Source organism: Streptomyces sp. NPDC059201, assembly GCF_042754585.1.
Lineage (GTDB): Bacteria > Actinomycetota > Actinomycetes > Streptomycetales > Streptomycetaceae > Streptomyces.
Map to the genome: position 1 here is coordinate 411,101 of NZ_JBHZBB010000003.1, position 24,697 is coordinate 435,797.

General features: G+C 73.1%; 22 protein-coding genes. All 22 read right to left on the reverse strand.

Translation table 11 applies throughout. From position 1 onward, the window contains the following. Position 1: 1 nt before the first annotated feature. The 22 genes from ACFXMG_RS12170 to ACFXMG_RS12275 all read right to left on the reverse strand — a co-directional run bounded on the left by ACFXMG_RS12170 (position 2) and on the right by ACFXMG_RS12275 (position 24,694). On the reverse strand, positions 2-1,354 hold the full coding sequence (locus ACFXMG_RS12170) for a sulfate adenylyltransferase subunit 1 (RefSeq protein WP_383821892.1): 1,353 nt from the start codon (positions 1,352-1,354) through the stop codon (positions 2-4). Positions 1,355-1,356: 2 nt separating this feature from the next. After that, positions 1,357-2,292, reverse strand: coding sequence for a sulfate adenylyltransferase subunit CysD (gene cysD / locus ACFXMG_RS12175; protein WP_383821889.1), 936 nt, complete (start codon positions 2,290-2,292; stop codon positions 1,357-1,359). Then, positions 2,289-2,828: an adenylyl-sulfate kinase gene (gene cysC, locus ACFXMG_RS12180; protein WP_383821886.1), complete on the reverse strand. Its 540-nt coding sequence runs from the start codon at positions 2,826-2,828 to the stop codon at positions 2,289-2,291. Before cysC ends, cysD begins: the two co-directional genes overlap by 4 nt. Further along, positions 2,825-3,823 carry an LnmK family bifunctional acyltransferase/decarboxylase gene (locus tag ACFXMG_RS12185; protein WP_383821883.1) on the reverse strand — a complete coding sequence of 333 codons (999 nt, stop codon included), beginning with the start codon at positions 3,821-3,823 and terminating at the stop codon, positions 2,825-2,827. Before ACFXMG_RS12185 ends, cysC begins: the two co-directional genes overlap by 4 nt. Further along, entirely contained in the window at positions 3,820-4,986 is a 1,167-nt protein-coding gene (locus tag ACFXMG_RS12190) for a histidinol-phosphate transaminase (protein ID WP_383821880.1), read from the reverse strand. Before ACFXMG_RS12190 ends, ACFXMG_RS12185 begins: the two co-directional genes overlap by 4 nt. A 77-nt stretch (positions 4,987-5,063) precedes the next feature. Then, positions 5,064-5,294 carry an acyl carrier protein gene (locus ACFXMG_RS12195; protein ID WP_383821877.1) on the reverse strand — a complete coding sequence of 77 codons (231 nt, stop codon included), beginning with the start codon at positions 5,292-5,294 and terminating at the stop codon, positions 5,064-5,066. Positions 5,295-5,351: 57 nt separating this feature from the next. Then, entirely contained in the window at positions 5,352-6,392 is a 1,041-nt protein-coding gene (dmpG, locus tag ACFXMG_RS12200) for a 4-hydroxy-2-oxovalerate aldolase (protein ID WP_383821874.1), read from the reverse strand. Next, entirely contained in the window at positions 6,389-7,282 is an 894-nt protein-coding gene (locus tag ACFXMG_RS12205) for an acetaldehyde dehydrogenase (acetylating) (RefSeq protein WP_383821871.1), read from the reverse strand. Before ACFXMG_RS12205 ends, dmpG begins: the two co-directional genes overlap by 4 nt. Positions 7,283-7,333: 51 nt before the next feature. After that, complete coding sequence (locus ACFXMG_RS12210) at positions 7,334-8,128, reverse strand: 2-keto-4-pentenoate hydratase (RefSeq protein WP_383821868.1); 795 nt, start codon at positions 8,126-8,128, stop codon at positions 7,334-7,336. Between the two features lie 363 nt (positions 8,129-8,491). Then, on the reverse strand, positions 8,492-9,496 hold the full coding sequence (locus tag ACFXMG_RS12215; protein ID WP_384119604.1) for a transcriptional regulator: 1,005 nt from the start codon (positions 9,494-9,496) through the stop codon (positions 8,492-8,494). Between the two features lie 62 nt (positions 9,497-9,558). Next, positions 9,559-9,921 carry a hydroxyisourate hydrolase gene (gene uraH, locus ACFXMG_RS12220; RefSeq protein WP_383821859.1) on the reverse strand — a complete coding sequence of 121 codons (363 nt, stop codon included), beginning with the start codon at positions 9,919-9,921 and terminating at the stop codon, positions 9,559-9,561. A gap of 469 nt (positions 9,922-10,390) precedes the next feature. Continuing rightward, positions 10,391-10,708, reverse strand: a complete 318-nt coding sequence (locus ACFXMG_RS12225) for a hydroxyisourate hydrolase (protein WP_384338723.1) — start codon at positions 10,706-10,708, stop codon at positions 10,391-10,393. 76 nt (positions 10,709-10,784) lie between these two features. Further along, on the reverse strand, positions 10,785-13,865 hold the full coding sequence (locus tag ACFXMG_RS12230; protein ID WP_383817045.1) for a BTAD domain-containing putative transcriptional regulator: 3,081 nt from the start codon (positions 13,863-13,865) through the stop codon (positions 10,785-10,787). Between the two features lie 213 nt (positions 13,866-14,078). Continuing rightward, complete coding sequence (locus ACFXMG_RS12235) at positions 14,079-16,862, reverse strand: AAA family ATPase (RefSeq protein WP_383816758.1); 2,784 nt, start codon at positions 16,860-16,862, stop codon at positions 14,079-14,081. A gap of 203 nt (positions 16,863-17,065) precedes the next feature. Further along, positions 17,066-17,281 carry an MbtH family protein gene (locus ACFXMG_RS12240; protein WP_383816761.1) on the reverse strand — a complete coding sequence of 72 codons (216 nt, stop codon included), beginning with the start codon at positions 17,279-17,281 and terminating at the stop codon, positions 17,066-17,068. Between the two features lie 78 nt (positions 17,282-17,359). Further along, positions 17,360-18,646, reverse strand: a complete 1,287-nt coding sequence (gene lat / locus ACFXMG_RS12245; protein WP_383816764.1) for an L-lysine 6-transaminase — start codon at positions 18,644-18,646, stop codon at positions 17,360-17,362. Position 18,647: 1 nt separating this feature from the next. Continuing rightward, a complete protein-coding gene (locus ACFXMG_RS12250) occupies positions 18,648-19,292 on the reverse strand; it encodes an HAD family hydrolase (protein ID WP_383816767.1) in 645 nt (214 codons plus the stop codon). After that, positions 19,292-20,182, reverse strand: coding sequence for a dTDP-4-dehydrorhamnose reductase (gene rfbD, locus ACFXMG_RS12255; RefSeq protein WP_383816770.1), 891 nt, complete (start codon positions 20,180-20,182; stop codon positions 19,292-19,294). The genes ACFXMG_RS12250 and rfbD overlap by 1 nt, the downstream gene beginning before the upstream one ends. After that, the gene (locus ACFXMG_RS12260; RefSeq protein ID WP_383816773.1) at positions 20,182-20,856 is read right to left on the reverse strand and encodes an RraA family protein; all 675 of its coding nucleotides are present in this window, start codon (positions 20,854-20,856) and stop codon (positions 20,182-20,184) included. Before ACFXMG_RS12260 ends, rfbD begins: the two co-directional genes overlap by 1 nt. After that, positions 20,832-22,793 carry a transketolase C-terminal domain-containing protein gene (locus ACFXMG_RS12265; RefSeq protein WP_383816776.1) on the reverse strand — a complete coding sequence of 654 codons (1,962 nt, stop codon included), beginning with the start codon at positions 22,791-22,793 and terminating at the stop codon, positions 20,832-20,834. Before ACFXMG_RS12265 ends, ACFXMG_RS12260 begins: the two co-directional genes overlap by 25 nt. A 40-nt stretch (positions 22,794-22,833) precedes the next feature. Beyond that, a complete protein-coding gene (locus ACFXMG_RS12270) occupies positions 22,834-23,643 on the reverse strand; it encodes an SDR family oxidoreductase (RefSeq protein WP_383816778.1) in 810 nt (269 codons plus the stop codon). Next, complete coding sequence (locus ACFXMG_RS12275; RefSeq protein ID WP_383816781.1) at positions 23,627-24,694, reverse strand: N-acetylneuraminate synthase family protein; 1,068 nt, start codon at positions 24,692-24,694, stop codon at positions 23,627-23,629. The genes ACFXMG_RS12270 and ACFXMG_RS12275 overlap by 17 nt, the downstream gene beginning before the upstream one ends. Between the last annotated feature and the right edge of the window lie 3 nt (positions 24,695-24,697).

Below are 24,697 nucleotides of genomic sequence, written 5' to 3' on the forward strand. Positions count from 1 at the left end.
CTCAGAAGTCCCAGCCGTCGTCGGCCTCGGTCTCGGCGGCGGGCTCGGCCGGGGCGGGGGCGGCGAAGGACGCGCCGACCATGCCCGCCGTCAGGGTGGTGCCGTCGCCGGGGTCGATGAGGATGAAGGAGCCGGTGCGGCGCGAGGCGGCGTAGGGGTCGACGGGCAGCGGCTCGGCGGTACGGATCCTGACGCGGCCGATGTCGTTGGCGACGAGCCGGCCGGAGTGCGGGCGCAGCGACAGGTCGTCGAGGGTGAGGCGGGAGGGGATGGACTCGACGAGGGCCTTGACCGTGCGGGTGCCGTGCTTGAGCAGGACCCGGTGGCCGACGGTGAGGGGCTGGTCGGCCACGTGGCAGACGGTTGCCTCGATCTCCTGGGTGGTCGCCGGGGCGTCCGTCGTCGGCACGATCAGGTCGCCGCGCGCGACGTCGATGTCGTCCGCGAGGAGGACGGTCACCGACTGTCCGGCCACGGCGGTGTCCACCGGTCTGCCGAGCAGGTCGATGCCGGTGATCCGGGTCGTGCGGCCGGACGGCAGGATCGTGACCGGCTCGCCGACGTGGAGGGATCCGGCCGCGATCTGGCCCGCGTAGCCGCGGTAGTCGGGGTGTTCGGCGGTCCGGGGGCGGATGACGTACTGGACCGGGAGCCGGGCCTGGAGGGGCGCCGGGTCGCGGCCGGCCGGGACGGACTCCACGTGCTCCAGCACCGTCGGGCCGCTGTACCAGTCCATGACCGCCGACGGCTCGACGACGTTGTCCCCGGCCAGTGCCGAGATCGGGATCGCGGTGACCTCGGGGACGCCGAGCTCGGCCGCGTACGCCGTGAACTCCGCCACGATCGTGGCGAACACCGGCTCGCTGTAGCCGACGAGGTCCATCTTGTTGACCGCGAGGACGACGTGCGGGACGCGGAGCAGGGCGGCGATGGCGGTGTGGCGGCGGGTCTGCTCGACGACGCCGTTGCGGGCGTCGACCAGGATCACGGTCAGCTGGGCGGTGGAGGCGCCGGTGACCATGTTGCGGGTGTACTGCACGTGTCCGGGCGTGTCGGCGAGGATGAACCGCCGCTTCGGGGTGGCGAAGTAGCGGTAGGCGACGTCGATCGTGATGCCCTGTTCGCGTTCGGCGCGCAGGCCGTCGGTGAGCAGGGCGAGGTCGGGCGTGTCCTGGCCACGGCCGGCCGACGCGCGCTCCACGGCCTCCAGTTGGTCGGCGAGGACCGACTTGGAGTCGTGGAGCAGCCGGCCGACCAGGGTGGACTTGCCGTCGTCGACGGAGCCGGCGGTGGCGAACCGCAGCAGGGTGGGGGCCGGGAGCTCCGTGGCCGTGGTGACGGTGGTGGTGGGCATGCTCAGAAGTACCCCTCGCGCTTGCGGTCCTCCATGGAGGACTCGGAGAGCTTGTCGTCGGCGCGGGTCGCGCCCCGCTCGGTCAGCCTGGACGCGGCGATCTCCGCGATCACCTGCTCCAGGGTGACCGCGTGGGAGTCGACCGCGCCCGTGCAGGACATGTCGCCGACGGTGCGGTAACGGACCAGCCGCCGCTCGACGGTCTCGCCGTCCCCCGGGTCGCCCCACGCCCCCACGGGCAGCCACATCCCGGAGCGGCGGAAGACCTCGCGCTCGTGGGCGAAGTAGATGCGGGGCAGTTCGATGCCCTCGCGGGCGATGTACTGCCAGACGTCCAGCTCGGTCCAGTCGGAGAGCGGGAAGACGCGGACGTGCTCGCCGGGGGCGTGCCGGCCGTTGTAGAGCTGCCACAGCTCGGGGCGCTGGCGGCGCGGGTCCCACTGCGAGAACCGGTCCCGGAGGCTGAACACCCGCTCCTTGGCGCGGGCCTTCTCCTCGTCGCGGCGGCCGCCGCCGAGGACCGCGTCGAAGCCCTCGGACTGGATCCGCTCCGTCAGCGGCAGCGTCTGCAACGGGTTGCGGGTGCCGTCCGGGCGCTCCTTGAGGGTGCCCCGGTCGATGTACTCCTGGACGGACGCCACATGGAGCCGTAGTCCGTGCGCGGCCACCACGCGGTCCCGGTACTCCAGGACCTCCGGGAAGTTGTGCCCGGTGTCGACGTGGAGCAGCGCGAAGGGCACGGGGGCGGGCGCGAACGCCTTCAGCGCGAGGTGCAGCATGACGATGGAGTCCTTGCCGCCGGAGAAGAGGATCACCGGCCGTTCGAACTCGCCCGCCACCTCGCGGAGGATGTGCACCGCCTCCGACTCCAGGACGTCCGCGTGGGTCAGCGCGCCCGGATCGTGGGCCGTACCGGGCCGTGTCGTCGCCGTCGTCATGCCAGCCCCTTCTCCCGCAGCAGGGCGATCAGCGCCCGCGCCGACTCCGTCCCGCTCTGCTCGTGCGCCGGGATCCGCAGGTCCGGTGCGGCCGGCGGCTCGTACGGATCGTCCACCCCGGTCAGCCCGGAGATCTCGCCCCGCGCCTGCCGGGCGTACAGCCCCTTCACGTCGCGCGCGGCGCACACCGCGACCGGGGTCGCCACGTGCACCTCGACGTAGGGGGTGCCGGCGGCCTCGTGGCGTACGCGCACGGCCTCGCGGGCGTGCGCGTACGGGGCGATGACGGGGACCAGCACGGTCACGCCGTGGGAGGCGAGCAGCTCGGCGACGAAGCCGATCCGCCCCACGTTGGCGCACCGGTCCTCGCGGGAGAAGCCGAGGTCGGCCGTCAGGTGGGCGCGGACCTCGTCGCCGTCCAGGATGTGCACGCGGCGGCCGGCGGACCGCAGTGCGGCGGCGGCCGTCCGCGCGATGGTGGTCTTGCCCGCGCTGGGCAGCCCGGTCAGCCACACCGTCGCACCGGCCCCGCTCATGTGCCGGACCCCGTCGCCTCGGTGCCGGTCCCGTACTCGGCAACCGCCTCGACAGCGGTCTCGATGGCGGTGACGGCGATCAGCTGCCCCGTCGCCGTGTCGCGCAGGGCCATGTCGGCCACCTCGGTCTGCGGGGACCGGGTGCTCCGCCATCGGCGGACGGTGACCTCGAAGACCGTGCCGGGGTCGGCGTTGCCGAAGTAGCCGATCTTCTGGTCGGTCACCTTGCGCCGCAGGAACTCCTCGTCCGTCCGCCCCAGCGAGCGCCACAGGCGCAGCAGCATCGTGTCGAAGACGGCGAAGTACGAGGCGAAGTACATCAGTCCGGCGCCGTTGAGGTCGCGCACGACGTCCAGGGTGTAGGCGTACGTCTCGGGCTTCCCTGCCTCGTGGAATCCGGGCGGGCCCTCGGGGTGGAAGCTTCCGGTGGCCCGGGCGCGGCCCACGAGGGAGCGGGGGGAGTAGGCGTTCGGCAGCGGTGGCAGCTCCTGGTAGGCGAAGTCCGGCGGGGTCACCTGGGCGAGGCCCTGGTTGCTGCCGGCGGTGGTGCGGGCGATCCACCGGTTGAAGTTCTCGGCGTAGAGGCACTGCGGGTGCGGGTGTTCGTAGACCTCCGCCGGGTCCAGGGGTCCGTCGGGCAGTTCCAGGCCGGCGGGGGCGAGCCGGTGGAGGGTGATGACCGACTGGCCGCCGAACCGGAAGGACCGGGAGTCGACCCGGAGTTCGTCGCCGAAGGTGAGTCCGTGCGGGTGGACGACGTCTCCGCCGCGCACGTGGAAGTAGTAGAAGGACAGGTAGGCGGGGTCTCCCTCGGCGGTCCGCGCCGCGTGCACGTTGATGCGGCAGGACGCGCTGACGACCTCCCAGGTCCAGTCCCCGATCTGGCCGAACACCAGGGAGCCGCCGCTGCACATGCCCGGCGCGACGACCACGTGGCGGGAGACCCCGTCGCCGACCGGGACGAGCGTGCCGCGCTCGGTGGGAAGAGTGGTCATGCCCCCGCCTCCTCAAGCACCTGCCGCGCCTGCGGCGCCTGCCCGTCCCCGGTCGCCTGTCCGCCCCCGGTCGCCTCCGCGTCCGTCGCCGTCCCGTGCGCGGCGTGCCAAGCGTCCGCCGCCGCCAGGAACTGGTCGTCGTCCTCGGTGGAGCCGATCGACACGCGCACGCCCACGCCCGGGAAGGCCCGTACCGCGAGGTCCCGCTCCGCGCACCAGGCGCCGAACTCGGCGGCGTACGGGCCCAGGGGCAGCCAGAGGAAGTTCGCCTGGCTGTCCGGGACCTCCCAGCCCTGGCGCACGAGGGTGTCGCGGACGCGGGTGCGTTCGGCGACCGTGTCGTCGACGCGCCGCAGGAGTCGGTCCTCCAGAGCGAGGGCGGCGACGGCCGCCGTCTGGGCGACGGAGTTCACCGCGTAGGGGAGGCACGCCTTGCGCAGCCGCTCGACGATGTGGGCGTGCCCGACCAGGTAGCCGGTGCGCAGTCCGGCCAGCCCGTACGCCTTGGAGAAGGTGCGCAGCACGACGAGGTTCGGGTGCGCGTCGCAGAGCGGCAGGGCGCTTGCGGCGGCCGGTCCGCGGACGTACTCGTGGTACGCCTCGTCGACGGCCACCAGGCAGGTCGGGGGGACGGACGCGAGGAACGCCCGGAGTTCCTCGGGTCCGACGACGGTGCCCGTGGGGTTGTTGGGGTTGCAGACGATGACGAGCCGGGTCCGGTCCGAGATCCGGTCGGCCATGGCCCGCAGGTCGTGTGCCTCGGCGACGAGCGGGACCTGTACGGGTTCCACTCCGGCGAGGGCGGCGAGCGTGGGGTAGACCTCGAACGAGGGCCAGGCGTAGACGGCTTCGGCGCCGGGGTCGGCGACCGCCTGGAACAGGGTCTGGAGGAGGGCCACGGAGCCGGCGCCGACGGCGATCCTGTCCTCCGTGATCCCGTGGGCGCGGGCCAGGGCCTGGATCAGCTGTCCGCAGCCGGGGTCCGGGTAGCGGTTCACGGTGGTACCGGCGTCGGCGATCGCCTCGGCGATGCCGGGGAGCGGGGTGTGCGGCGACTCGTTCGCCGACAGCGGGCGAGTCCGGGCGGCCGGGCCGTGGAGGCCGTCGGACGGTTGGTAGGAGGCGACGGTCTCCAGGACCGCGCGCAGGGGTGGGTAAGCCATGGGGACTCCCGATGGAGTGGACGCCGCCGCGCCCGGTCGTGCGGGCGGGCGGGCGGCGCCCGGGTCGACTGGGGGGCTCAGCCTCCGGGCCGCCGTTCGGCCATCAGACGGGCCACGTCGGCCAGGGTGTCGGCGTCCAGCAGTTCGTAGTCGTGGACCTCGATGCCGAGCCGTTCGTGGAGCGCGGTGGCGAGTTCCAGGACGGCCAGGGAGTCCAGCCCGACCTCCTCGCGGGTGGCCGTGGGCGTGACGTCCTCCTCGCGCACGTGGAGGTCGCCGACCAGGATGTCCTTCAGTGCGTCGTACACGGCTGGCTCTTCCCTCTCTCTGTCCTCGCCCGGCCGGGGGCCGCGGGTTCGCGGTTCTCACGCATCGCGTCCCGCCTTCAGGGCGAGGGCCACCTCGACGATGAGGTCCTCCTGGCCGGCCACGGCCTGCCTCTTCCCCAGTTCGAAGAAGACGTCGCGCGGGTCGACGTCCTCGCGGCGGGCGATGTCGAGGACGCGGTTCTTGAATCCGGAGAAGACTCCGGCGAGGCCGCTGACGACGCTCACCGAGTCGATGGTGGGCGGGGACGGCATGAGGGAGCGCTCGGCGAGGTCGGCCGCGTCCAGGAGGCCGTACAGGTCGATACCGGTGGGGTAGCCCATCCGTTCGAGGACGGGCACCAGGACCTCCAGCTGGGTGTTCCCGGCGCCGGCTCCGAATCCGCGGGCGCAGGCGTCGAGGATGTCCGCGCCCGCCTCGACGGCGGCGACCGAGTTCGCGACGGCCATGCCGAGGTTGTTGTGGGCGTGGAACATCACCGGTACGTCGACGGCCTCGCGCATGGCCGCGATGCGTTCGGTGACGTCGTCCGGGAGGTAGTGGCCGGAGGAGTCCATGATGCCGACGGCGTTCGCGCCGAACTCGACCAGCCGGGCGCACTCCCGCGCGAGCCGGTCGGGGCTCGCCATGTGGCTCATGAGGAGGACGGCCTGGGCTTCGACGCCCTGTTCGCGGAGGAAGCCGAGGTGCCGTTCGGCGAGGTCGCCCTCGGTGCAGTGGGTGCCGATCCGCACCACGTCGACCTGGTGGGCGATGGCCCGCTCCAGGTCCCGGGTGGTGCCCCAGCCGGGCAGCATGAAGACGGCCATCCGGCTGTCGCGCAGGGACTCGCGCACGATCGACAGCATCTCGTCGTCGCCGAGGCGGGCCTGCCCGACCTGGAGGGAGGAGGCTCCCAGACCGTTGCCGTGTCCCACCTCGACCATGGGGACGCCGGCGGTGTCGGCCGCCCGCGCGTAGGCCCGCAGCTGTTCGGCGTCCAGCTGGTGCCGGACGGCGTGGTGGCCGTCGCGGAGGGACGCGTCGTAGAGGAGGACCGGCCTTCCGGCGCCGCCGCCGGGCGGTGCTGCTGCGCTCATGAGGTCTCCGTACCGATGCTCGCCAGGCCGACCGCCGCGCACTGTTCGGCGACGTGGACCGCGGCGGAGTTGATGATGTCGAGGTTTCCGGCGTACCGGGGGATGCGTCCGCCGGACGAGGTGACCTCGGCGGCGACGAACACCTTGCCCTCCTCCACGACGCACGCGGTGATCCGGTAGCCCTGGACGAAGGAGCGCACCCGGTCGGCGGCGGCGGTCACGGCCGCGGTCACCGAGGCCGTGCCGAAGCCCTCCCCCAGCATCGACATGGCGACCCGGAAGGTGGCCGGCGGCCGGGCCGGGCTGATGTTGAGGATGGCCTTGACGTCCTTGACGCCGGTGAAGTCGCGTACCGCGTCCTGGGTGGTCTCGACGTACTCGTCGAGGTTGAGCCGGGTGGAGCGGCCGACGCTCGGGCTGGCGGCCGTCGTGACGACCTCGACGTACTCGACCCGGTGCGTCTGGGTGAGGGCGTGCAGGATCGGGATCGACGCCTGGCCGCCGCAGCTGATCATGTTGATGTCGTCGCAGTCGAGGACTTCCGCCCCGTTCACGCTCGGGATCACCATCCGCCCCACCTTGCTCGGCGTCAGGTCCACGAGCTTGACGCCGGACAGGCACAGGCGTTCCGCGTGTTCGGCGTGGGCCATGGCGTTGGTCGCGTCGAACACGATGGCGAACGGTTCGGGGGCGTCCAGGAGGGACTCGATCCCGCGTGTCCCGATGGGAAGGCCGAGTTCGGCCGCCTGGCGCAGGCCGGGCGTGTTCTCGTCGCGTCCCACGACCAGACGGCAGTCGAGCACCTCCGAACGCATGATCTTCTCGGCCAGATCGACTCCGATGAGGCCGGCGCCGAGGACGGCCACGGGCAGGCGCCCGTTTCGCTTCATGGCTGCATCGCCCTTCCCTCTCTAGAGATTCGCCTTGGGCGCGCCGGTGGTCTACGCGTCGCCCACGTGAAGAGTGATGGTGCCGAGCCGGTCGAACTCGGCCACGAAGCGGTCGCCGGGGGCCATCGGGACCGCCGCGTGGAGGGCGCCGGTCATGATCAGCTGACCCGCTTCGAGGGTCACTCCGTGCTCGCCGAGCACGTTCGCCAGCCACGCGACCACCGCGACCGGGTCCCCCAGGGCGGCGGCCCCGGCCCCGGTCGCCACGAGGGCGCCGTTGCGGGAGAACGCCATGCCGACGAGGCGTACGTCGCAGTCCTCGGGCAGGACGACCGGGGGGCCGAGCACCACCGCGCCGTTCGACGCGAGGTCGGCGATGGTGTCGGCGAGCCGGATCCTCCAGTCCTCGATCCGGGAGTCGACGATCTCCAGCCCGGCCATGACCTCGGAGATCGCCTCCCGCGCCGCCGCCACGGTGACGCCGGGCCCCTTGAGGGGCCGTCCGAGCCGGAAGACGATCTCCGCCTCGACCTTGGGCGCGATGAACGCGCCGCCCGGCGTGGTGGCCCCGTTCTCGTACACCGTCGATCCCAGCACCGGCCCGTAGTCGGGGGTGCCGACACCGAACAGCGCCTGCATCGGGGCGGAGGTGAGTCCCGCCTTGTAGCCGACGACGCTGTCGCCGGCCGCCGTCAGCATCCCGACCAGTTCCCGCTGGATGGCGTAGCCGTCGTGCATGTCCAGCGCCGGACTGTCGTCGGTGAAGGGGGGGATGGGGCGGCCCGTGGCCCGCGCCTCGTACAGCGCCTTGGCCTTGACCCTGGCATCGTCCACCGAGATGTTCACGCTGCTCCTGTCAGAACACATCGCGCCTGCCTCATGGCCCGTCGGAATTCCCGTGCGCGGACCTGCCCGTGTTCCGACGCGTCGGCGTCGTCCGTGCCGCCCGCCCGCCCCTGACGGGCGGCCACCGGCACTCGGGGAACACGAGGTCCGTGACGTGCGGACCGCGTCACTCGGACCGCGTCACTCTCGGACCGCGTCACTCGGATCGTTCGAAGGGATCCGGGCGAGGGGGGCACGGCCGCCGGGCCCGGGGCCCACCGCCTGCCTCCCTCGTTTCGCGCCTCACCGTAGCCACGAAGTGAGCCCCGTAGAAGGCTTCCCGCTGCTTTCTCATCTTCGCCGCCTTCCTCTGGAAACGCGGTCTCAACGGACCGCCCGCCAGGGGCCCTTCACCGGATCGGTCTGCTGGAGCCCGGTGGCCAGCCGCTCCCACTCCCTCGCGTAGTGGCTCACGACCTCGGTGAGCGCCCCGGCGCAGTGCGGCGGGACGGCGGCCAGCAACTGCTCGCCCGCCGCGAGCCCGTGGGCCTGGCCGTTGAGCCAGCGCAGCAGGGCCCGGCCGCTGTCGGTGAAGCGGAGGGAGGGGTCGTTGGACAGGACGTCCATGGCCCGGACCCGGACGCGCGCCGTCCCCCGCGCGGTGAGGTCGGCCGGGGCCTGACGGCTCACCAGGCCGGGACAGCGCGCGGACCCGGCGACCACGAGCGGGGCGGGGTACGCGTCGGTGTCGGGCGTGCCGGACCGCAGTTCCCGCCGCAGGCGGTGCGCGGTGCTGACCGAGACGCCGGCCTCCTGGGCCACTTCGCGCAGGGTCGCCCTGGGCCGCTCCGTCAGCAAGGACCGGGCCTTCTCGCGCCGCTCGGGCATGTCGGCCGGGCGGGCCCGGCCGTCCCTGCCGACGCGCGGCACCGGGGGGTTCGACTGAGGAGATTCCTCAGTCGAACGCCGCCCCCGTACAGCCCCTACCGTCTTCGGCGACACCCCTGTGACGGCGGCGATGGCCCGGTCCGACCAGTGCGGATGGGAGGTGAGGATGCGCAGGACCGCCGCCTTGCGGTCCCCCAGGGTCAGGGGGAGGCCATGGCGGATGTTGGCCTGCACCGAGCGGATGAACAGGTCGGCCGCCGCGCCCTCGACATAGCGGACCGCGATGTGTCGTTCCCCGCGCAGGACGGCGGCGCGGAGCCGGTGCATGCCGTCCACGACGCGCCCCGACTCCCGGTGCACGAGGAGCGGTTCGAACGCGGTCCCGCTCTCCGCCAGTGCCCGCGCGTGGTCCTCGCTCAGCCCCGACAGGCGCGGTGAGTCCGCCGGCAGCAGGGAGGCGACCGGCACCGTGTGGATCGTCGACTGCGCTGGGTCGGACAACGTGTTCCATCCCTTCTGCTGGCGGGGCTCGTACGGGAACGGGTGGGGCTGTCTGGCGGACCTCAGGCGTTCTCGGGCGTCGTCGTCCGGGGGGCGAGCCCCCGGTAGGTGGTGTACGAGAACGGGCTCAGGAGCAGCGGAACGTGCAGGTGACCCGGGTCGCCCTGGTAGTGGAGCGAGACGATGACCTCCGCGTACAGGCTGTCGACCGCGCGCTCGGCGAAGTACTCGCCGGTCTCGAAGACCAGCCGGTAGGAGCCGTGCGGCAGGGCCCGGTCGCTCAGCGAGCCGATCCGCCCGCCGCTGTCGGTCCGCGACCGTGCCACGGCGGGCCAGGCCCCGTGCTCCCGGGCGTGCAGGGTGACGACCAGATCCTCGACGGGGCGGCCGCTGCTGGAGTCGATGACCCGAACCGAGATGCTCATCCGCCGTCACCTCCCCGCCGGCCCGCGCCGTTCGCCGGCCGTTCCTCTCCTGCCATCAACACCGCATCACATCCCGCGTCATCAGTACGTGAGGGCACTCGCCGGCCGCATGCGGTCGCGACCCGTGCCCGCGCCGGCGGCAGCCGTGTGCCGGCCGGCGGAAGGTCAGCCCCAGATGGTGTCGTCCGTGGCGTAGAAGCCCGCGAAACCGGCCAGGGTGCAGAGCAGAGCCAACATAGGGATCTCCCGTGGGGAATCTCGTGACCCGGAGGTCGGGTGGACTCCTCCAGTTCTAGCGAGTCCTCTTTTCGTCCCCCTACCGGAACGCTAAGTCCTCGCTAAGCGCCGGGCGTCGGGAGCGAAGGCGCCCTTGTGGGGCGGTCGTCGGCGCGGGTCGGCGGGGGTCACCGCGCCGGGGGTGCGACCCGGGTGGGGTCGCCTTTCCTGGTGCTTCACACGGGGGCCGCGGCTACGGGGCGACGGCGGACACCGCGTATCCGTGGGGGGCGATCACGATGGGGATCTCCTGGTCGGACTCCCACGCGGCGAACGCCACCACGATGTGACTGTAGAACGGGCGCATCCCGAGCGTCGTGAAATACCGCTCGGTCTCCAGGACGAGACGGAACGGCCCGGGCGGGTCGTCCGGCAGCGACGGGCGGTCGAGGCGCCCGTCGCTGCCGGTCAGCCCCTGCCACACCGTCTCCCACGCGTCCGGGCGGGGCCGCTCGACGCGGATCAGCAGCCCGTCGACGGGCCGCCCGTTGGTTCCATCGGAGACAGACACTCCCAGCTTCACGTGACACCGGCCCATCGATCGCATCCTGTGGGACGGAACACCGGACGCGTCCCGTCTACGAGCATCAGCCCGAGCTCAGCCGCGCGTACGCGGCGGCCCCGGCCGGGTCGCCGGAGGCCGCGCAGACGTCGCTCAAGAGGCGCGCCGTCTGCTTCTGCCACCTGGTCGCCCGCATCCTGCCGAAGATGTCCAGGGCCGCCGTGAGGTGCTCCTTGGCACGCTCGTGGCTGCCCCGGTCCGCGGCGACCTCGCCGAGCGAGAGCCGGATCCGGCCGAGGGCCAGGTACTCGTGGGCCCGGGAGGCGATCCCCATGGCCTGCTCCAGCATCTCGTAGGCCGCGTCGTCGCTCCCCTGGCGCGCCCGCACGATCGCCAGGCCGCGGAGCGCGTAGCACTCGCCCACCGGGTCGCCGACGGAGCGGACGGTCTCCAGCGCCCCGGCGTACGCGGACTCGGCCTCGGCGACCTCGTCGAGCTGGAGGTGCGCCTCACCGAGGCGGACCAGGATCTGCGCGCGCACCCGGCGGTTGCCCGAGCGCTCCACGGCGGCCAGACCGGCCTCCATGGTCCGTTTGCCCTCCGCGATCAGGCCGCGGTCCAGGTGGATCTGCGCCATGTTGCTGAGGACGTGCGCCTCGGCGGTCGAGTCGTTCACCTCGGCGAGCATGGCCAGCGCCTTCTCGTAGCCCGCCATCGCCTCGTCGAGGCGGCCCTGGATCCGGTCGACGAACGCGAGGTTGCGCAGGGCGAGCCCTTCGCCGTGGACGTCGCCGACCCGGAGGAACAGGTCGCGGGCGAGCCCCAGCCGTCCCCGCGCGTCGTCCAGCTTGTACTGGAACATGTGGAGGGAGCCGAGGGAGTACAGCATCGCGGCCTGGCCGCGCCGGTTGTCGTTGTGCTGGGTGACCGCGAGCGCGATCTCGTGCGTGGTGCGCCAGTCGTCGAAGTAGCTGTACATCTCGAAGAGCGTGACCAGCGTCAGCGCCAGGTCCCAGCACAGTTCGTCGAGACCGGCGCCGGCGGCCTGTCTGACCGCCGTGATCAGACTGGCCCGCTCGTCCTCGAACCACCGCAGCGGATCGGCGAGTTCGCGGTCGATGACCGACTGGTCGAGCGCGAGGCGCGGCGCCTCGCCGTGGATCAGCGTGTGGTCCCCGCCGTACGCCCGCCGGTGCGCCTCCTCCACCAGGAAGAGCCAGGTGCCGAGCACGCGCCCGAGGACGACCGACCGCTCGGCGGTGCTCTCGTGCTCGGCCAGGCACTCCTGCGAGTAGACCCGCACCAGGTCGTGGAGGCGGTAGCGGGGCCGGCTGCCCTTCACCACCTCGACGTCGACGAGCTGGGCGTCCACGAGGAACTCCAGGACGTCCTCCGCCTCCGTCACGGCGATGTCGAGCAGGGGCGCCGCGACCCAGCCGGCGAACTCCGCCGCCTCCAGCATGGACAGGCGCCGGAAGAGGCGCTGCGCGTCGGAGGGCAGGCCCTGGTAGGCCATGGCGAGTCCGGCGCGGACGCCGACGCCTCCGTGGGTCAGTTCGTCCAGCCGCTGGCGTTCGTCCCGGAGCCGGGACACCATCTTGCTCAGCGGCCAGTGCGGGCGGGCGGCCAGCCGCGCCGCGACGATCCGCAGGGCCAGCGCGAGGTTGCCGCACTGCTTGATCAGCAGCAGGGCGCTGGACATCTCGGTGTCGATCCGCTCGGCGCCGAGGATGCGGCTGAGCAGTTGGAGCGCCTGTTCGGTGGAGAAGACGTCGATCTGGACGGCGCTCGTGCCCTCCAGACCGGCCAGCCGGGACCGGCTCGTGATGAGGACCGGGCAGTTGGAGGAGCCGGGTAAGAGCCAGCGCACCTGTTCCTCGTCGATCGCGTCGTCGAGGACGATGAGCATCTGGCGGTCGGCGACGAGGTTGCGGAAGAGCTCCGCCCGTTCCTCGATGCTCGACGGCACGGCCGGGCCCGGTATGCCCAGGCTGCGCAGGAAGCGTTCGAGGATGCGGGTCGGCAGGATCGGCTGGGCCGACGGGCCGCGCAGTTTGGCGAACATCTGACCATCGGGGAAACGATTCGCCAACGAGTGCCCGAGGTGCACGGCGAGCGTGGTCTTGCCCACGCCGCCCTTGCCGGTGATCGCGACGATCCGCAGGGCGTACGGCGTCTCCGCGGCTTCCTCAAGGCCCGCTCGGAGCCGGGCGAGCAGGTCGTCGCGTCCGGTGAAGTCCGCGATGGCGCCGGGCAGCAGGCGGGGCACGGAGGGCGGCTCGACGAACGCGGCGGCCGCCGGGGGCGCGGCCGGCTCCGGCGCGGGTGCCTCCGGAGGTGCCGGTGTCGGAGCGGGGGCCGGGGCGGGGGCGGGCGCCGGTACGGGGGACGGAGCGGGCGGCAGGGGCGGTGCGGGCAGCGCGGGCGGCGCTGCGGCGGGCTGTCCGCCGTCGAGCCGGCCGGACAGGATCGCCTCCTGGAGCCGGCGGAGCTCCTCCCCCGGTTCGATGCCGAGTTCGTCGATCAGCTCGCGCCGGCCGCGCCGGTAGACCTCCAGCGCCTCGGCCTGGCGGCCCGACCGGGACAGCGCCACCATGAGCTGGGCGCGCAGGTGTTCCCGCAGCGGGTTCTGCATGACGAGGTCGATCAGCCGCGCCACGAGCCGCTGGTGCAGGCCGAGGGCCAGCCGCGCGTCCACCCACTGCTCCACGACGGCCAGCCGCTGCTCGTCCAGCCGCGCGGCCGGCGCCTGGAGCGCCGTACTGGTGACGCCGCCGCCGAAGGACGAGGACCCGCGCCAGAGCCCGAGCGCGGTCTCGAAGGCGGTCGCCGCCTCGTCGAAGCGGCCGGCCTCGGCGGCGGTGCGTCCCGCCGACGCCGCCCGCTCGAAGACGTGCAGGTCGAGCTCGTCGTCACCGACCTCGGCGAGATAGCCGGGCGATCTGGTCTGGATGACGTCGGCCAGGCCGACCTTCGCCATGCTGGCGCGGACCATGGAGACGCAGATCTGGATCTGGGCCCGCGCGGTGGGCGGCGGGGACGCGCCCCAGACCGCGTCCACAAGCCGGCCCATCGGCACGATCCGGTTGGGCTCCAGCAGCAGGACCGCCAGAACGATGCGCTGACGCTCGGCGGTGATCAGCGCAGGGCCACCGGGACCGGTCACTTCCAACGGCCCGAGTAAACGAAAGCGCATGACCGTCCTTCACATCCGCGACACATTTCCCGCCGGTCAGCTACGCAGCGACACCATATCTACCTAACCCGATCGGCTCTGTCCAGAGAGCCGTGTTTGGGAAGTGACCGGGGATTCGGCTGCGGAAGCGACTGGGGGATTGGCCGCGAGTTCGGAGAAGGCGATCGGGCCCTGTTGCCGGAATTAGCGGAGTTGGCGGAATTTCGACTGCGGAACGGGACCGGTGGGACCGGTGGACGGTCCGCCCAGGAGGGACGGCAGATCCGCGCGCCGGCTGATGCGCAGCTTCCGGTAGGTGCGCGTCAGGTGCTGCTCGACGGTGCTGACGGTGACGTGGAGGCCCTCGGCGATCTCCCGGTTGGAGCAGCCGACGGCGGCCATCGCGGCCACGCGGCGCTCCGCCTCGGTGAGCCCGTCGCCGCCGTCGATCCGCTCCGGCACCGCCGTGGCGGACTCCACCGCGAGCCCGCGGACCAGGGCCTCGGCGTGGCAGTCGGCGGCCACGATGACCGCGCGGCGCTCGGCCGCCGCGGCCCGGCGGAACTCTCCCAGGGTCCGGTAGGCGCGGGCCAGGTCGGCGAAGGCCAGGGCCAGTTCGTAGCGGTCGCCGTCGTCGGACTGGAGCAGTTCGGCCGCCTGGCGCAGCAGTGCGGGCCGGCGGGCGGGGGCGCCGGTTCCGGCCAGGACGCGGGTCGCGGCGCCACGGGCGCGGTTCGGCATCACGGTGAACCGGGCCGCCTGTTCCTCCAGGATCCGCCGGGCGTCGTCGGGGCGGCCGAGGCCCAGGTACACCTCGGCGACGTCGGTGCGCCACGGGATCAGTCCGGGTGTGTCCATCCCCCACCGGCGCAGCGTGGCGCCGCAGCGGCGGAGGTCCTCCAGGGCCATCTCCAGGTGGCCGGTGGCCAGTCCGAAGCGCGCGCGGGCGTGGTGGTAGTGCAGGCCGTAGCGTGTCTCGAACATGGCCTCGGGGACGCGGTGGTCCAGGTGGCTCTGGGCCTCGTCGTAGCGGCCCATGGCGGTGGTGGCCAGGACCAGCGTGCTCAGGGGTGCGCCGACGGTGACGCCCCAGCTGGCGGCGGGCAGCGTGGCGAGCGCTTCGCCCGCGTACCTCCGGGCGTCGACGAGGTCGCCCCGGCGCAGGGCTATCTCGGCCCGTACGGCTCCGAGTCGCGCCCGCCGGCTCGGTGTGTGCCGGGTCCGCATCTGGTCCAGGAAGACGTCGCACCAGGCGGCGGCCCGCTCGGCGCGGCCGCTGTAGGCGAGGGTGAGGAGGGCGCATTCGACGGTCTCGGTGGACAGTTCGTCGGGCCGGGTGCCGTGGAGCACGCGCTGCGCCACGCCGACGGCCTCCTGGTGGGGGCCTTCGGCGAGGACGGCGGCGAGCGCGGAGACGGCCTGGAGCCGGCGGTCGGCGCTGACGGAGTGGGTGGGCGGGCGTCCTGCGGCGGGGCGGGGGCCGAGGGCCGCGAGGAAGGACGGGTAGGTGTGGCGCAGCCGGCGCCGGGTGATCTGGAGCTCGGTGGCCGTCTCGGGGTCCGTGGCCTGGGCGGATCCGGCCAGGTGGCCGAGGACTTCATGGGCCTGTTCGAAGCGGCCGTGCCAGAGCAGGGCCCGGACGAGGGTGAGGGCGTCGGCGCCGCGCAGGCGGCCCTGGCGCATGGCCTCGACGAGTTCGCCGAGTCTGGCGCCGGACACGCCCGGGTTGATGCGCCACTCGGCGCGGACGAGGGCGGCGGTGACGCGGGCGCGGCGGAGCGGGTCCGCGCAGACCAGCAGGGCCAGCCGGAGGCAGTCGACGGCGCGGCCGGCGGCGCCGTCGCGCAGGGCGTGGGCCGCGGCGTCCTCCAGGGCGGGCAGGGCCCAGGGCTCGGCCGGGGCGCCGCCGTCGGCGGGTGCCCCGGCCTGGAGCAGGTGGTCGGCGATCACGTCGGTGCCCGCGCCGCGCTCGTGGGCGAGGACGGCGGCGCGGGCGTGCAGCCGGGCGAGGTCGTCGGCGTCGAGGGCGCCGGCGGCCGCGTCGCGGGCGGCCTCGTGCCGGAATCCGTCCATGGTGAGCACGCCGCCGGCGATCAGCGCGTGCACGGCCTCGGTGGTACGGGACGGGCTGAGGTCCACCAGGCCGTCGACGTGGTCCAGTTCGCCGAGGACCAGGTAGCCGCTGAGCGCTCGGGTCATGTCGGGGCAGCCGCGGCGCAGGCAGGACAGGACGGCCTCGCGGAAGCGCGGGCCCGCCTCGTCGCCGCCGAGGTGGTCGCGGACCAGGGCCTCGACGAGCAGCGGGTTGCCGCCGCTGTAGGCGTACCAGTCGGCCGCCCGCTCGTCGGCGGTGGTGTCGCCGAGGTGCTGGGCGATCAGCCGCCGGACGCCCGCCGGGGAGAGGGGTGTCACCTCGACGCGGTGGCAGTTGGGCTGGCGCAGCAGGTCGGCGCCGAAGCGGAACTCGGTGTCGCAGCCGTGGCCGCTGTGGGTGAACACGGCGAGCACCCGGGCGCTGTTGAGGCGCCGGGCCAGGTAGGCCAGGCAGGTGAGCGACGCCTGGTCGGCCTGTTCGACGTCGTCGACGGCGAGGTACAGCGGGCGGCGTTCGGCCAGTTCCAGGAGCACGGTGCAGAGCCCGTGCACGATGCCGGCGTCCACCGGTTCTCCGGCGCCCCGGTGCCGGGCGGTGCGTACGCCGTCCTCGATCAGTGCGACGGCCCGCGCCCGGTCCTCCGGTTCCAGGGGCGCGTCGTCGACGAGTTGGCGTACCACCCCCAGGGTCAGGTGCCGTTCGTCCTCCGATCCCAGCGCCGACAGGGCGAGCATGCCCCGACTCGGGGCGTGATCGGCGAAGGTGTGGACCAGCACGCTCTTGCCGGCCGCGACCGGTCCGGAGACCAGGACGGCGCGTCCGTGTCCTTCCCGCGCCTCCTCGGCCAGCTCGGTCAGTAGTGCCAACGGTGCTTCGCGCTCCACCAGTTCCACCGCGAACTCCTCCTCCCATGGGTCAGTGAGAAAGACGATCACCGACGTGACTCATGGTTCCGGCCGGGCTCATCGACCGGCTATCAGCGGGCTATCAGCTGTGCCGGACGGCGGCCCTCCGCCGTGGGAGGGCGGGGAAACACGACGGCCAGGGAGCGCTCCGCCGGGCGGTGCGGTCCCTGGCCGTGGAGGGGGAAGGCGCGTCAGCCGGTCCGGCGCATCGCGTCGACCAGGCTCTTGGGGCGCATGTCGACCCAGTGTTCGTTCACGTGGTCCAGGCACTTCTGCCGGGTCGTGCTCGGCAGGACGACGGTCCAGCCGGCCGGTACCTCCGCGAATGCGGGCCACAGGGAATACTGCTCCTCCGCATTGACCAGAACGCAGTAGGAGGCATTTTCATCCTCGAACGGATTACTCATGAGCCGTCGCACTCCTTCATTTCTTCCGAAATACAAAGCCGCCCGCATTCTGGTCGGGCCGCTCCTCGCTGACAACCCCTACGAACCCGTACGCAGCGAGGTCAGGACCGCGTCCACCGCGGCGACCGCCTTGTCCAGTTCGCCGAGCCCGATGGTGAGGGCCGGGCGGAACCGTACGGCGCGGGCGCCGCCGGGGAGCAGCAGGACCCGGTGGTGGCGGCGCAGGCGGTCCAGGACCTCCTTGCGCAGGCCCGGGTCCGGCAGGTCGAACGCCCACATCAGGCCGAGGCCCCGCACGTCGTGCACGAGCGCGGGGTGGGCGGCGGCGAGGTCGGCGAGGAGCCGTTCCAGGTGCCGGCCCTTGGTCTCGGCGGCCTCCACCAGGCCGTCCTGTTCGATGATCTCCAGGATCCGGGTGGCGCGCACCATGTCGGCGGTGTTGCCACCCCAGGTGGAGCCGAGCCGGTCGGGCACGGCCAGCGCCCCCTCGGGCACCTGGTCGACCCGGCCGCCCGCCATGAGGCCGCACACCTGGGTCTTCTTGCCGAAGGCGACCACGTCCGGGGCGAGGCCGAGGCGCTGGTAGGTCCAGGGCGCGCCGGAGACGCCGCAGCCGGTCTGGACCTCGTCGAGGACGAACAGCACGTCGTGCTCGTGGCAGAGGTCCTGCATGCGCAGCAGGAACTCCCGGCCGAGGTGCCGGTCGCCGCCCGCGCCCTGGACGGGTTCGGCGAGGAAGCAGGCGATGCGGTCGCCGCGTTCCTCCAGGTGGCGTCGCGCGGTCTCGACGGCGTCCCGTTCGGCGCCGGGCCGGGGCAGCGGGACGCGCGGCCAGGTCCAGGCCGGGAAGCGCTCGGTGACCGTGGGCGAGGTGTTCGTGAGGCTGAGCGTGTAGCCGCTGCGGCCGTGGAAGGCGCCTTCCATGTGGAGGACTTCGAGGGGTGCCGCCGTGTCGGTGCGCGGGCGTTGTGCCCGCCAGTCGAAGGCGACCTTCAGGGCGTTCTCGACGGCGAGGGCGCCGCCGTCGATGAAGAAGAGGTGCGGCAGCCGCGGGTCGCCGAGCACACGGCTGAAGGCGGCCGTGAAGCGTGCGTACTGCGCGGTGTAGATGTCGGAGTTGGTCACCTTGTGGAGGGCGGCGCGGGTGAGTTCGGCGAGGAAGGCGGGGTCGCCGGCCATGCCGGGGTGGTTCATGCCGAGGGGCAGGGAGCCGTAGAAGGTGAGCAGGTCGAGGTACTCCTCGCCGCCGCGCGCGTCGACGAGGGTGCTGCCGCGGCTGCGTTCCAGGTCCAGGACGAGGTCCAGGCCGTCCATGAGGACGTGCCGGGACAGTTCCTCCAGGGCGTTGTCCGCCGTGATCTCCATGTCACACCTCGTCATGCCGGTAGTGCCGCAGGTCCAGTCGGTCGAGTCCGGTCAGCACCGTGTCGGCGCCTGTCAGGGTGGCCGCCCCTCCAGGCTCCCAGGGCACGGCGACGCAGCGCAGGCCGGCGGCCCGTGCGGCGTGGACGCCGGTCGGGGAGTCCTCGACGGCGAGGGCCTCGGCGGCGGTCACTCCGGCGCGTTCCAGGGCGAGCAGGTACAGGTCCGGTGCGGGTTTGTGCCGGTCGGTGTCGTCGCCGGTCACGAGGAAAGCGAAGCGGTGCCGCAGCCCGAGCCGCGCGAGGTGGTCCTCCACCCAGGCGGCCGGGCTGCTGGACACGATCGCGGCGCGTTCGGTGGTGGCCAGCAGCCGCTCCACGCCGGGCCGGGCGGGGGCGGCGGCGCACCGGGTGGTCCGCCGCCGCCGCTGCCAGGCCCATTCGGCGTCCCCGACGGGCCGGCCCAGCCGGTCGGCGAGGTCGGCCAGGGCGACCCGGGCTCCTGCGGAGTTGCCGAGCATCGCGGCCCGTACGTCCGCGCTCAGAGGGACCCCGAGCCGGTCGTAGAGGTCCTGCCAGGCCAGCAGGGCGGCCCGTTCGGTGTCGCAGACCACGCCGTCGAAGTCCAGCAGGAGGAACGGCTGGGGCATCAGTGGTTCACCGGGCCCCGGTCGAGGGCGGTGAGCCGGGTGCAGTAGCGGGCGAGGGCGTCGGTCCAGTGGGGCATGGCGTGGACGAAGGCGGCGGCGCGGGTGCTGTCGAGGCGTGAGTCGCGCGGCCGGCCGCCGACGAATCCGGCGTCGTCCATGGACATCGGGACCGGGTGGGCGGTGCCGAGCCGTTCGGCGAGTGCCATGCCCACCTGGTACCAGCTCGCCCGGCCCCGGTTGGCGATGTGCAGCAGGCCGCGGACGGCGAGGGCGCCGGGCAGCAGGCGGACGAGGGCGGACGCCAGGTCGGGGATGTAGGTCGGGCTGCTGAACTGGTCGTCGATGAGCCGCGGCCGGCCGCCGTCGAGGAACGCGTGGGCGGCGGCGAGCACCTGGTCGAGGCGCGGGTCGGTGCCGCCGTACAGCCAGGAGGTGCGGACCACGAGGTGGTCGGGGACGGCCTCGACGATCCGTTCGCCGGCCAGTTTGCTCAGGCCGTAGACGCTGACCGGGGCGGGGATGTCGTCCTCGTTGTAGCCGGCGGGTCCGGGTGCGCGGCCGTCGAAGACGTAGTCGCTGGAGATGTAGACCAGGCGGCTGCCGTGCCTTCGGCAGGCGTCCGCGACGTGGTGGGTGCCGCCGACGTTGACGCGGAGGGCCGCCGCCGGGTCGCGTTCGCAGGAGTCCACCACGGCGTTCGCGGCGGTGTGCACCACGACGTCGGGGCGGAATCCGGCGATCGAGTCCCGGACGGCGGTCTCGTCGCCGATGTCGAAGTCGGCGAGGGAGACCCCGAGGACGGGCCAGTCGGCGGTCTCGGGCCGCGCCGCGAGCTCCTGGCGCAGCGCGGTGCCGAGCATCCCGTCGGCGCCGGTGAGGTAGACCCGCATCACAGGTGTCCGAACTCGGCGATCAGTTCGGCGACCGACAGGCCGGAGGCGATCTTGTCGCGGATCACCCGTTCCCTGTCGATGTTCATCCGGGTGTGGGCGAGCACGGTCTCGGCGTCGCCCTGGGGGACGACCGCGATGCCGTTCTCGTCGGCGACGACGATGTCGCCGGGGTTGATGACCTGGCCGTCGATCACGACGGGCACGTTGACCTGGACCGGCTCGGTGCGGTCGTGCACGGCGGTCGGGGAGGGGCGCGGGACCGTGCTGCGGTACCAGACGGGGAAGTCCAGGTCGCGGATCTCGTCGACGTCGCGGATGGCGCCGTCGACGATGCCGGCGGCGATGCCGATCTGCCGCGACAGGGTGGACATCAGGCCGCCCCACATCGCGGTGCGGGTGGTCTCGTGGCAGGCCACGACGATGACGTCGCCGGGGCGGGCGCGGGTCAGCACCGGCATGCAGTCGACGAGGTCGTCGATCGAGAGGTTGACGGTGAGCGCGGGCCCGGCGATCTTGTGGTGGTGCTTCACCGGCAGCAGTCCGCCGATGGCGCCGACGCGTCGGCGGGCGTCGGTGACGAGGCAGCTCGGGCTGTACTCGGCGAGCACGGCGCGGAACGCCTCGACGATCTCCTCGGGCGGGCGGTTCAGTTCGTTGCGGACAGTTTCCACGGTGTGTCTCCCGTCGGTCGGGGGGTGGGGGCGCGGTCCAGGAGGTCCGCGCCGATGATGCGCGCCAGGTGGGGCGCGTCCATGCCGTGGGCGGCGAGCACTTCCGCGTCGGTGCCGCAGCGCGGCACGTCGGTGAGGCCGAGGCCGCGGAAGGCGGTCCCGTGCCAGGTGCCCGTCTCCACCAGCTGCCGGGCGATCAGGTCGGCCTGGCCGCCGCTGCCGTACTGGTGCTCGACGACGTACACGTGCCCGATGCCGTTCAGCAGGTCGCCGAGCCACGCGGGGTCGACCCGGTTGTGCCAGGGCAGGTCCACCACGGTCAGCGCGAGGCCCTGGGCGGCGAGCAGGGCGGCGGCGCCCAGCAGTTGGGCGAGGACCACCGGTCCGGCGCCGAGGGCGACGGCGTCGCCGCCGGCCCGCAGGACGTGGCCGCGGCCGGGCACCAGGGGCGCGGGAGGCAGGTCGGCCAGTTCGGCGGGGACGGGGGTGCTGGCGAGCCGCAGGTAGACGCTGTCCGGGGTGGAGCGGCAGTAGCGCAGGGCGGCGTCGAGCTGGGCGGGGTGGGAGGGTTCGAGGATGGTCAGGCCGGGGACGGCGGCCAGGGCCGACACGTCGCGGACCGCCTGGTGCGAGTGGCCGGGCCCGGCGGGCAGCAGTCCGGCGAGCGAGCCGACGTAGACCACCGGCCGCCGTTCGGTGGCGTTGTTGTAGATGTGCTCGTTGGGCCGGGCGTGCAGGAAGCAGGAGAAGGAGTGGACGAACGGCCGCAGGCCGCCCGCCGCCAGTCCTCCGGCCATGGAGACCATGTCCTGTTCGGCGATGCCGCATTCGACGAACCGGTCCGGGTGGGTGTCGCGGAACGGGATGAGGCCGGTGTCGAGCACCAGGTCGCCGTCGAGCGCGACGATCCGCGGGTCCTCGTGCGCCGCCTCGGTGAGCAGCCGCCCGTACAGCTCGGGCAGCCGTACCCCGGACGGCTTCGCGGGCAGGTCCAGCGTGAGCGCGACGGGCCGCAGGGGCGGCAGTCCGTGCCGGACGAGGATCTCGTCGGCGGTGGCCGTGAGTTCCCCGTACGCGGCGTGCTGGTCCTGCGCGTTCGGCGCGCCGCTGTGGTGGCGGTAGCGCCATTCGCCGGGTGCCATCGAGGTCGCGGCGAAGGTGGCGCATCCGCCGCCCTTCACGGTGTCCGCGATGATCACCACGGGCCGCTCCGGGTAGTTCTCGGCGCGGCGGGTGAACGCCTTCTCCAACTGCCGGGGGTCGTGCCCGTCGCAGTGGAGCACCCCCCAGCCCGCGGCGGTGAACTTGCCGGCCAGGTCGCCGAGGTCGCTGACGTCGGTGACGTACGTGTCGGACTGGAGGCGGTTGTGGTCGACGACCACGGTGAGCTCGCCCATGCCGTAGCGGGCGGCGCTGGGCAGGGCCTCCCAGTTCTGGCCCTCCTGGAGTTCGCCGTCCCCGGTCATCACCACGACCCGGGAGGTCCGGCCGGCGAGGCGGTGGGCGAGGATCAGGCCCTTCGCCTTGGAGATGCCCATGCCGAGGGAGCCGGTGTTGAACGGCATGCCGGGGGTGCCGACGTCGGGGTGTCCGGGCAGCCCGTCGACGCGCCGCAGCCGGTGGAGGAGGTCCTCGTCCAGCCGGCCGAGTCCGATCATCGCGGCGTACAGTCCGGGTGCGTCGTGGCCCTTCGAGGAGAAGTAGACGTCTCCGTCGGGATCGAAGGGCCGGTCGAGCTCCTCCAGGAGGAGCCAGCTGACGACGTCGGCGGCGCTGAAGCTGGAGCCGATGTGCCCCGACCCGGCCCGCGTGATCATGTAGAGGGTGTTGATCCGGGACATCGCCGCGAAGGCGAGGGCCCGGTCGTACGGGTCGTCGACGTGGTCCAGGACGCGCGCGAACTCGGCGCGCGGGATCCATGCCAAGGACCTGTCCATGGCTTCTCCTCGGAGAGGGGGCGGTGGAGAGGGGGCGGGGTCACCAGCAGCCGAACCCGCCGTCCACGGTGAGTTCGGTGCCGGTGACGTAGCGGCTCAGGCCGGACGCGAGGAACAGCAGCGGCCCGGTCAGGTCCTCGGCGCGGGCCATCCGCCGCAGCGGCACCCGGGCGTCGAACTTCTCCCGGAACACGGGGTCCTGCGCGCCCAGCACACCGCCCGGCGACAGGGTGTTGACCCGCACCCCGGCCGGTCCCCAGAGCGCCGCGAGGTAGCGGGTGAGCGCGGCGACACCGGCCTTGGACATGCCGTAGGCGGGCGGTTTCAGGAACGGCGGCTCCACCGGCAGGTGCTCGTACATGCGCGGGTCGGGGGCGAGGCCGCCGTACATCGATCCGATGTTGACGATCGAGCCGCCGCCCCGCCGGGCCATCCGCGACCCGAAGACCTGGCACATCCGCAGCGTGCCCTGGGCGTTGACGGCGAGGACGCCGCCGGACACCTCGTCCGGGATGTCCTCGAAGCGCCAGCTGGCGCCCTGGGCCGACGGCGGGCTGTCGACGCCGGCGTTGTTGATCAGGACGGTCGGCTCGCCCGCCAGGTCGAGGCAGGCGTCGAGCGCGCGGCGCAGCCCGTCGGTGTCGGTGACGTCGGCGACGAGCGGCACGAACCGCTTCGGTTCGTGCCGTTCGAGCACGGCCCGCAGGTCCGGTCCGTCGTCGTCCCGGACGTCCAGGCCCACCACATGGGCGCCCGCGCCGAGCAGGGCGTCCACCCAGACGGCTCCGAGGCGTCCCCGGACTCCGGTCACGACGGCGACCTCGCCGGTCAGGTCAATCGCGGTCGGCATCGCCGTCCACCAGGTCGTCCAGGACGATGTCGTCGTCGGCGGACAGCGCCCGGCCGAGGGGGCGGCCCACGACGTCGGCGAGCCGGTCGGGGGTCAGCCCGTCGCCCGGCGACTTGATCGCCACGTCCTCCAGGGTGAGACGGTGCCCGGCGGGCAGGTCCCGGTGGGCGACGAGCTTCTTGCCCATCTTGGCGATCGCGGGCCGTTCGGCGGCCAGGACCCGCTTGTCCGGGCTGCCCAGCGAGCGGCGCACCCGGCGCAGCCCGTCGACCAGTTCGGCGATGTCGGCCTGCTCCAGGGAGAACGTGTGGTCGCTGCCGGGCGCGGTGCGGTCGAGGGTGACGTGCTTCTCCACCACCCGGGCGCCGAGCGCGTACGCGGTCCACGCGGCCCAGGGGCCGAGGTCGTGGCCGGAGAAGCCGATCACCGTCTCGGGGAACTCGGCCCGGTAGGTGTCCAGCACCGCGAGGTTCAGCTCCTCGGGCTCGGCGGGGTAGGTCGCCGTGCACTGGAGGAGCGCGAGCTCCGGGTTGATCGGCAGGATGGTGCCGCAGGCGCGCCGGACGGCCTCGATGTCGGCGCCGCCGGTGCTCACGATCAGCGGCTTGCCCGCCTTCGCCGCGTAGGCGAGGAGGGGGGTGTTCCTGATGTCCCCGGACGCGATCTTGAGGGCGGGTACGCCGAGTTCGGCGAGGAAGTCGACGCTGGCGAAGTCGAAGGCGGTCGCCATGAAGTCCACGCCCAGTTCGGCCGAGAGCCGCTGGAGGTGGGTGTACTCGTGGACGCCGAACTCCAGGAACTCGCGGTGCGCTCCGTACGTCGGGCCGAAGCTGTTGCGCCCGGTGTAGGGGGAGTCGTACATCGCCCGGGTGTACAGCGAGCGGTTGTCCCGCTTCTGTAGCTTGACCGCACTGGCGCCGGCCGCGGCGGCCTGCCGCACCAGCTCCTCCGCCTTGCCCAGATCGCCCTCGTGGTTGTGGCCGATCTCCGCGATCACATAGGCGTCGGTCTCGTCGGAGATCGTCCGACCGTTTACCGTCAGCGCTCTCATGGT

Excerpts from the sequence above, each read along its gene's own strand:
- ACFXMG_RS12170 (WP_383821892.1), bottom strand. The coding sequence starts at position 1,354 with ATGCCCACCACCACCGTCACCACGGCCACGGAGCTCCCGGCCCCCACC.
- cysD (WP_383821889.1), bottom strand. The coding sequence starts at position 2,292 with ATGACGACGGCGACGACACGGCCCGGTACGGCCCACGATCCGGGCGCG.
- cysC (WP_383821886.1), bottom strand. The coding sequence starts at position 2,828 with ATGAGCGGGGCCGGTGCGACGGTGTGGCTGACCGGGCTGCCCAGCGCG.
- ACFXMG_RS12185 (WP_383821883.1), bottom strand. The coding sequence starts at position 3,823 with ATGACCACTCTTCCCACCGAGCGCGGCACGCTCGTCCCGGTCGGCGAC.
- ACFXMG_RS12190 (WP_383821880.1), bottom strand. The coding sequence starts at position 4,986 with ATGGCTTACCCACCCCTGCGCGCGGTCCTGGAGACCGTCGCCTCCTAC.
- dmpG (WP_383821874.1), bottom strand. The coding sequence starts at position 6,392 with ATGAGCGCAGCAGCACCGCCCGGCGGCGGCGCCGGAAGGCCGGTCCTC.
- ACFXMG_RS12205 (WP_383821871.1), bottom strand. The coding sequence starts at position 7,282 with ATGAAGCGAAACGGGCGCCTGCCCGTGGCCGTCCTCGGCGCCGGCCTC.
- uraH (WP_383821859.1), bottom strand. The coding sequence starts at position 9,921 with ATGAGCATCTCGGTTCGGGTCATCGACTCCAGCAGCGGCCGCCCCGTC.
- ACFXMG_RS12240 (WP_383816761.1), bottom strand. The coding sequence starts at position 17,281 with ATGAGTAATCCGTTCGAGGATGAAAATGCCTCCTACTGCGTTCTGGTC.
- lat (WP_383816764.1), bottom strand. The coding sequence starts at position 18,646 with ATGGAGATCACGGCGGACAACGCCCTGGAGGAACTGTCCCGGCACGTC.
- ACFXMG_RS12250 (WP_383816767.1), bottom strand. The coding sequence starts at position 19,292 with ATGCCCCAGCCGTTCCTCCTGCTGGACTTCGACGGCGTGGTCTGCGAC.
- rfbD (WP_383816770.1), bottom strand. The coding sequence starts at position 20,182 with ATGCGGGTCTACCTCACCGGCGCCGACGGGATGCTCGGCACCGCGCTG.
- ACFXMG_RS12265 (WP_383816776.1), bottom strand. The coding sequence starts at position 22,793 with ATGGACAGGTCCTTGGCATGGATCCCGCGCGCCGAGTTCGCGCGCGTC.
- ACFXMG_RS12270 (WP_383816778.1), bottom strand. The coding sequence starts at position 23,643 with ATGCCGACCGCGATTGACCTGACCGGCGAGGTCGCCGTCGTGACCGGA.
- ACFXMG_RS12275 (WP_383816781.1), bottom strand. The coding sequence starts at position 24,694 with ATGAGAGCGCTGACGGTAAACGGTCGGACGATCTCCGACGAGACCGAC.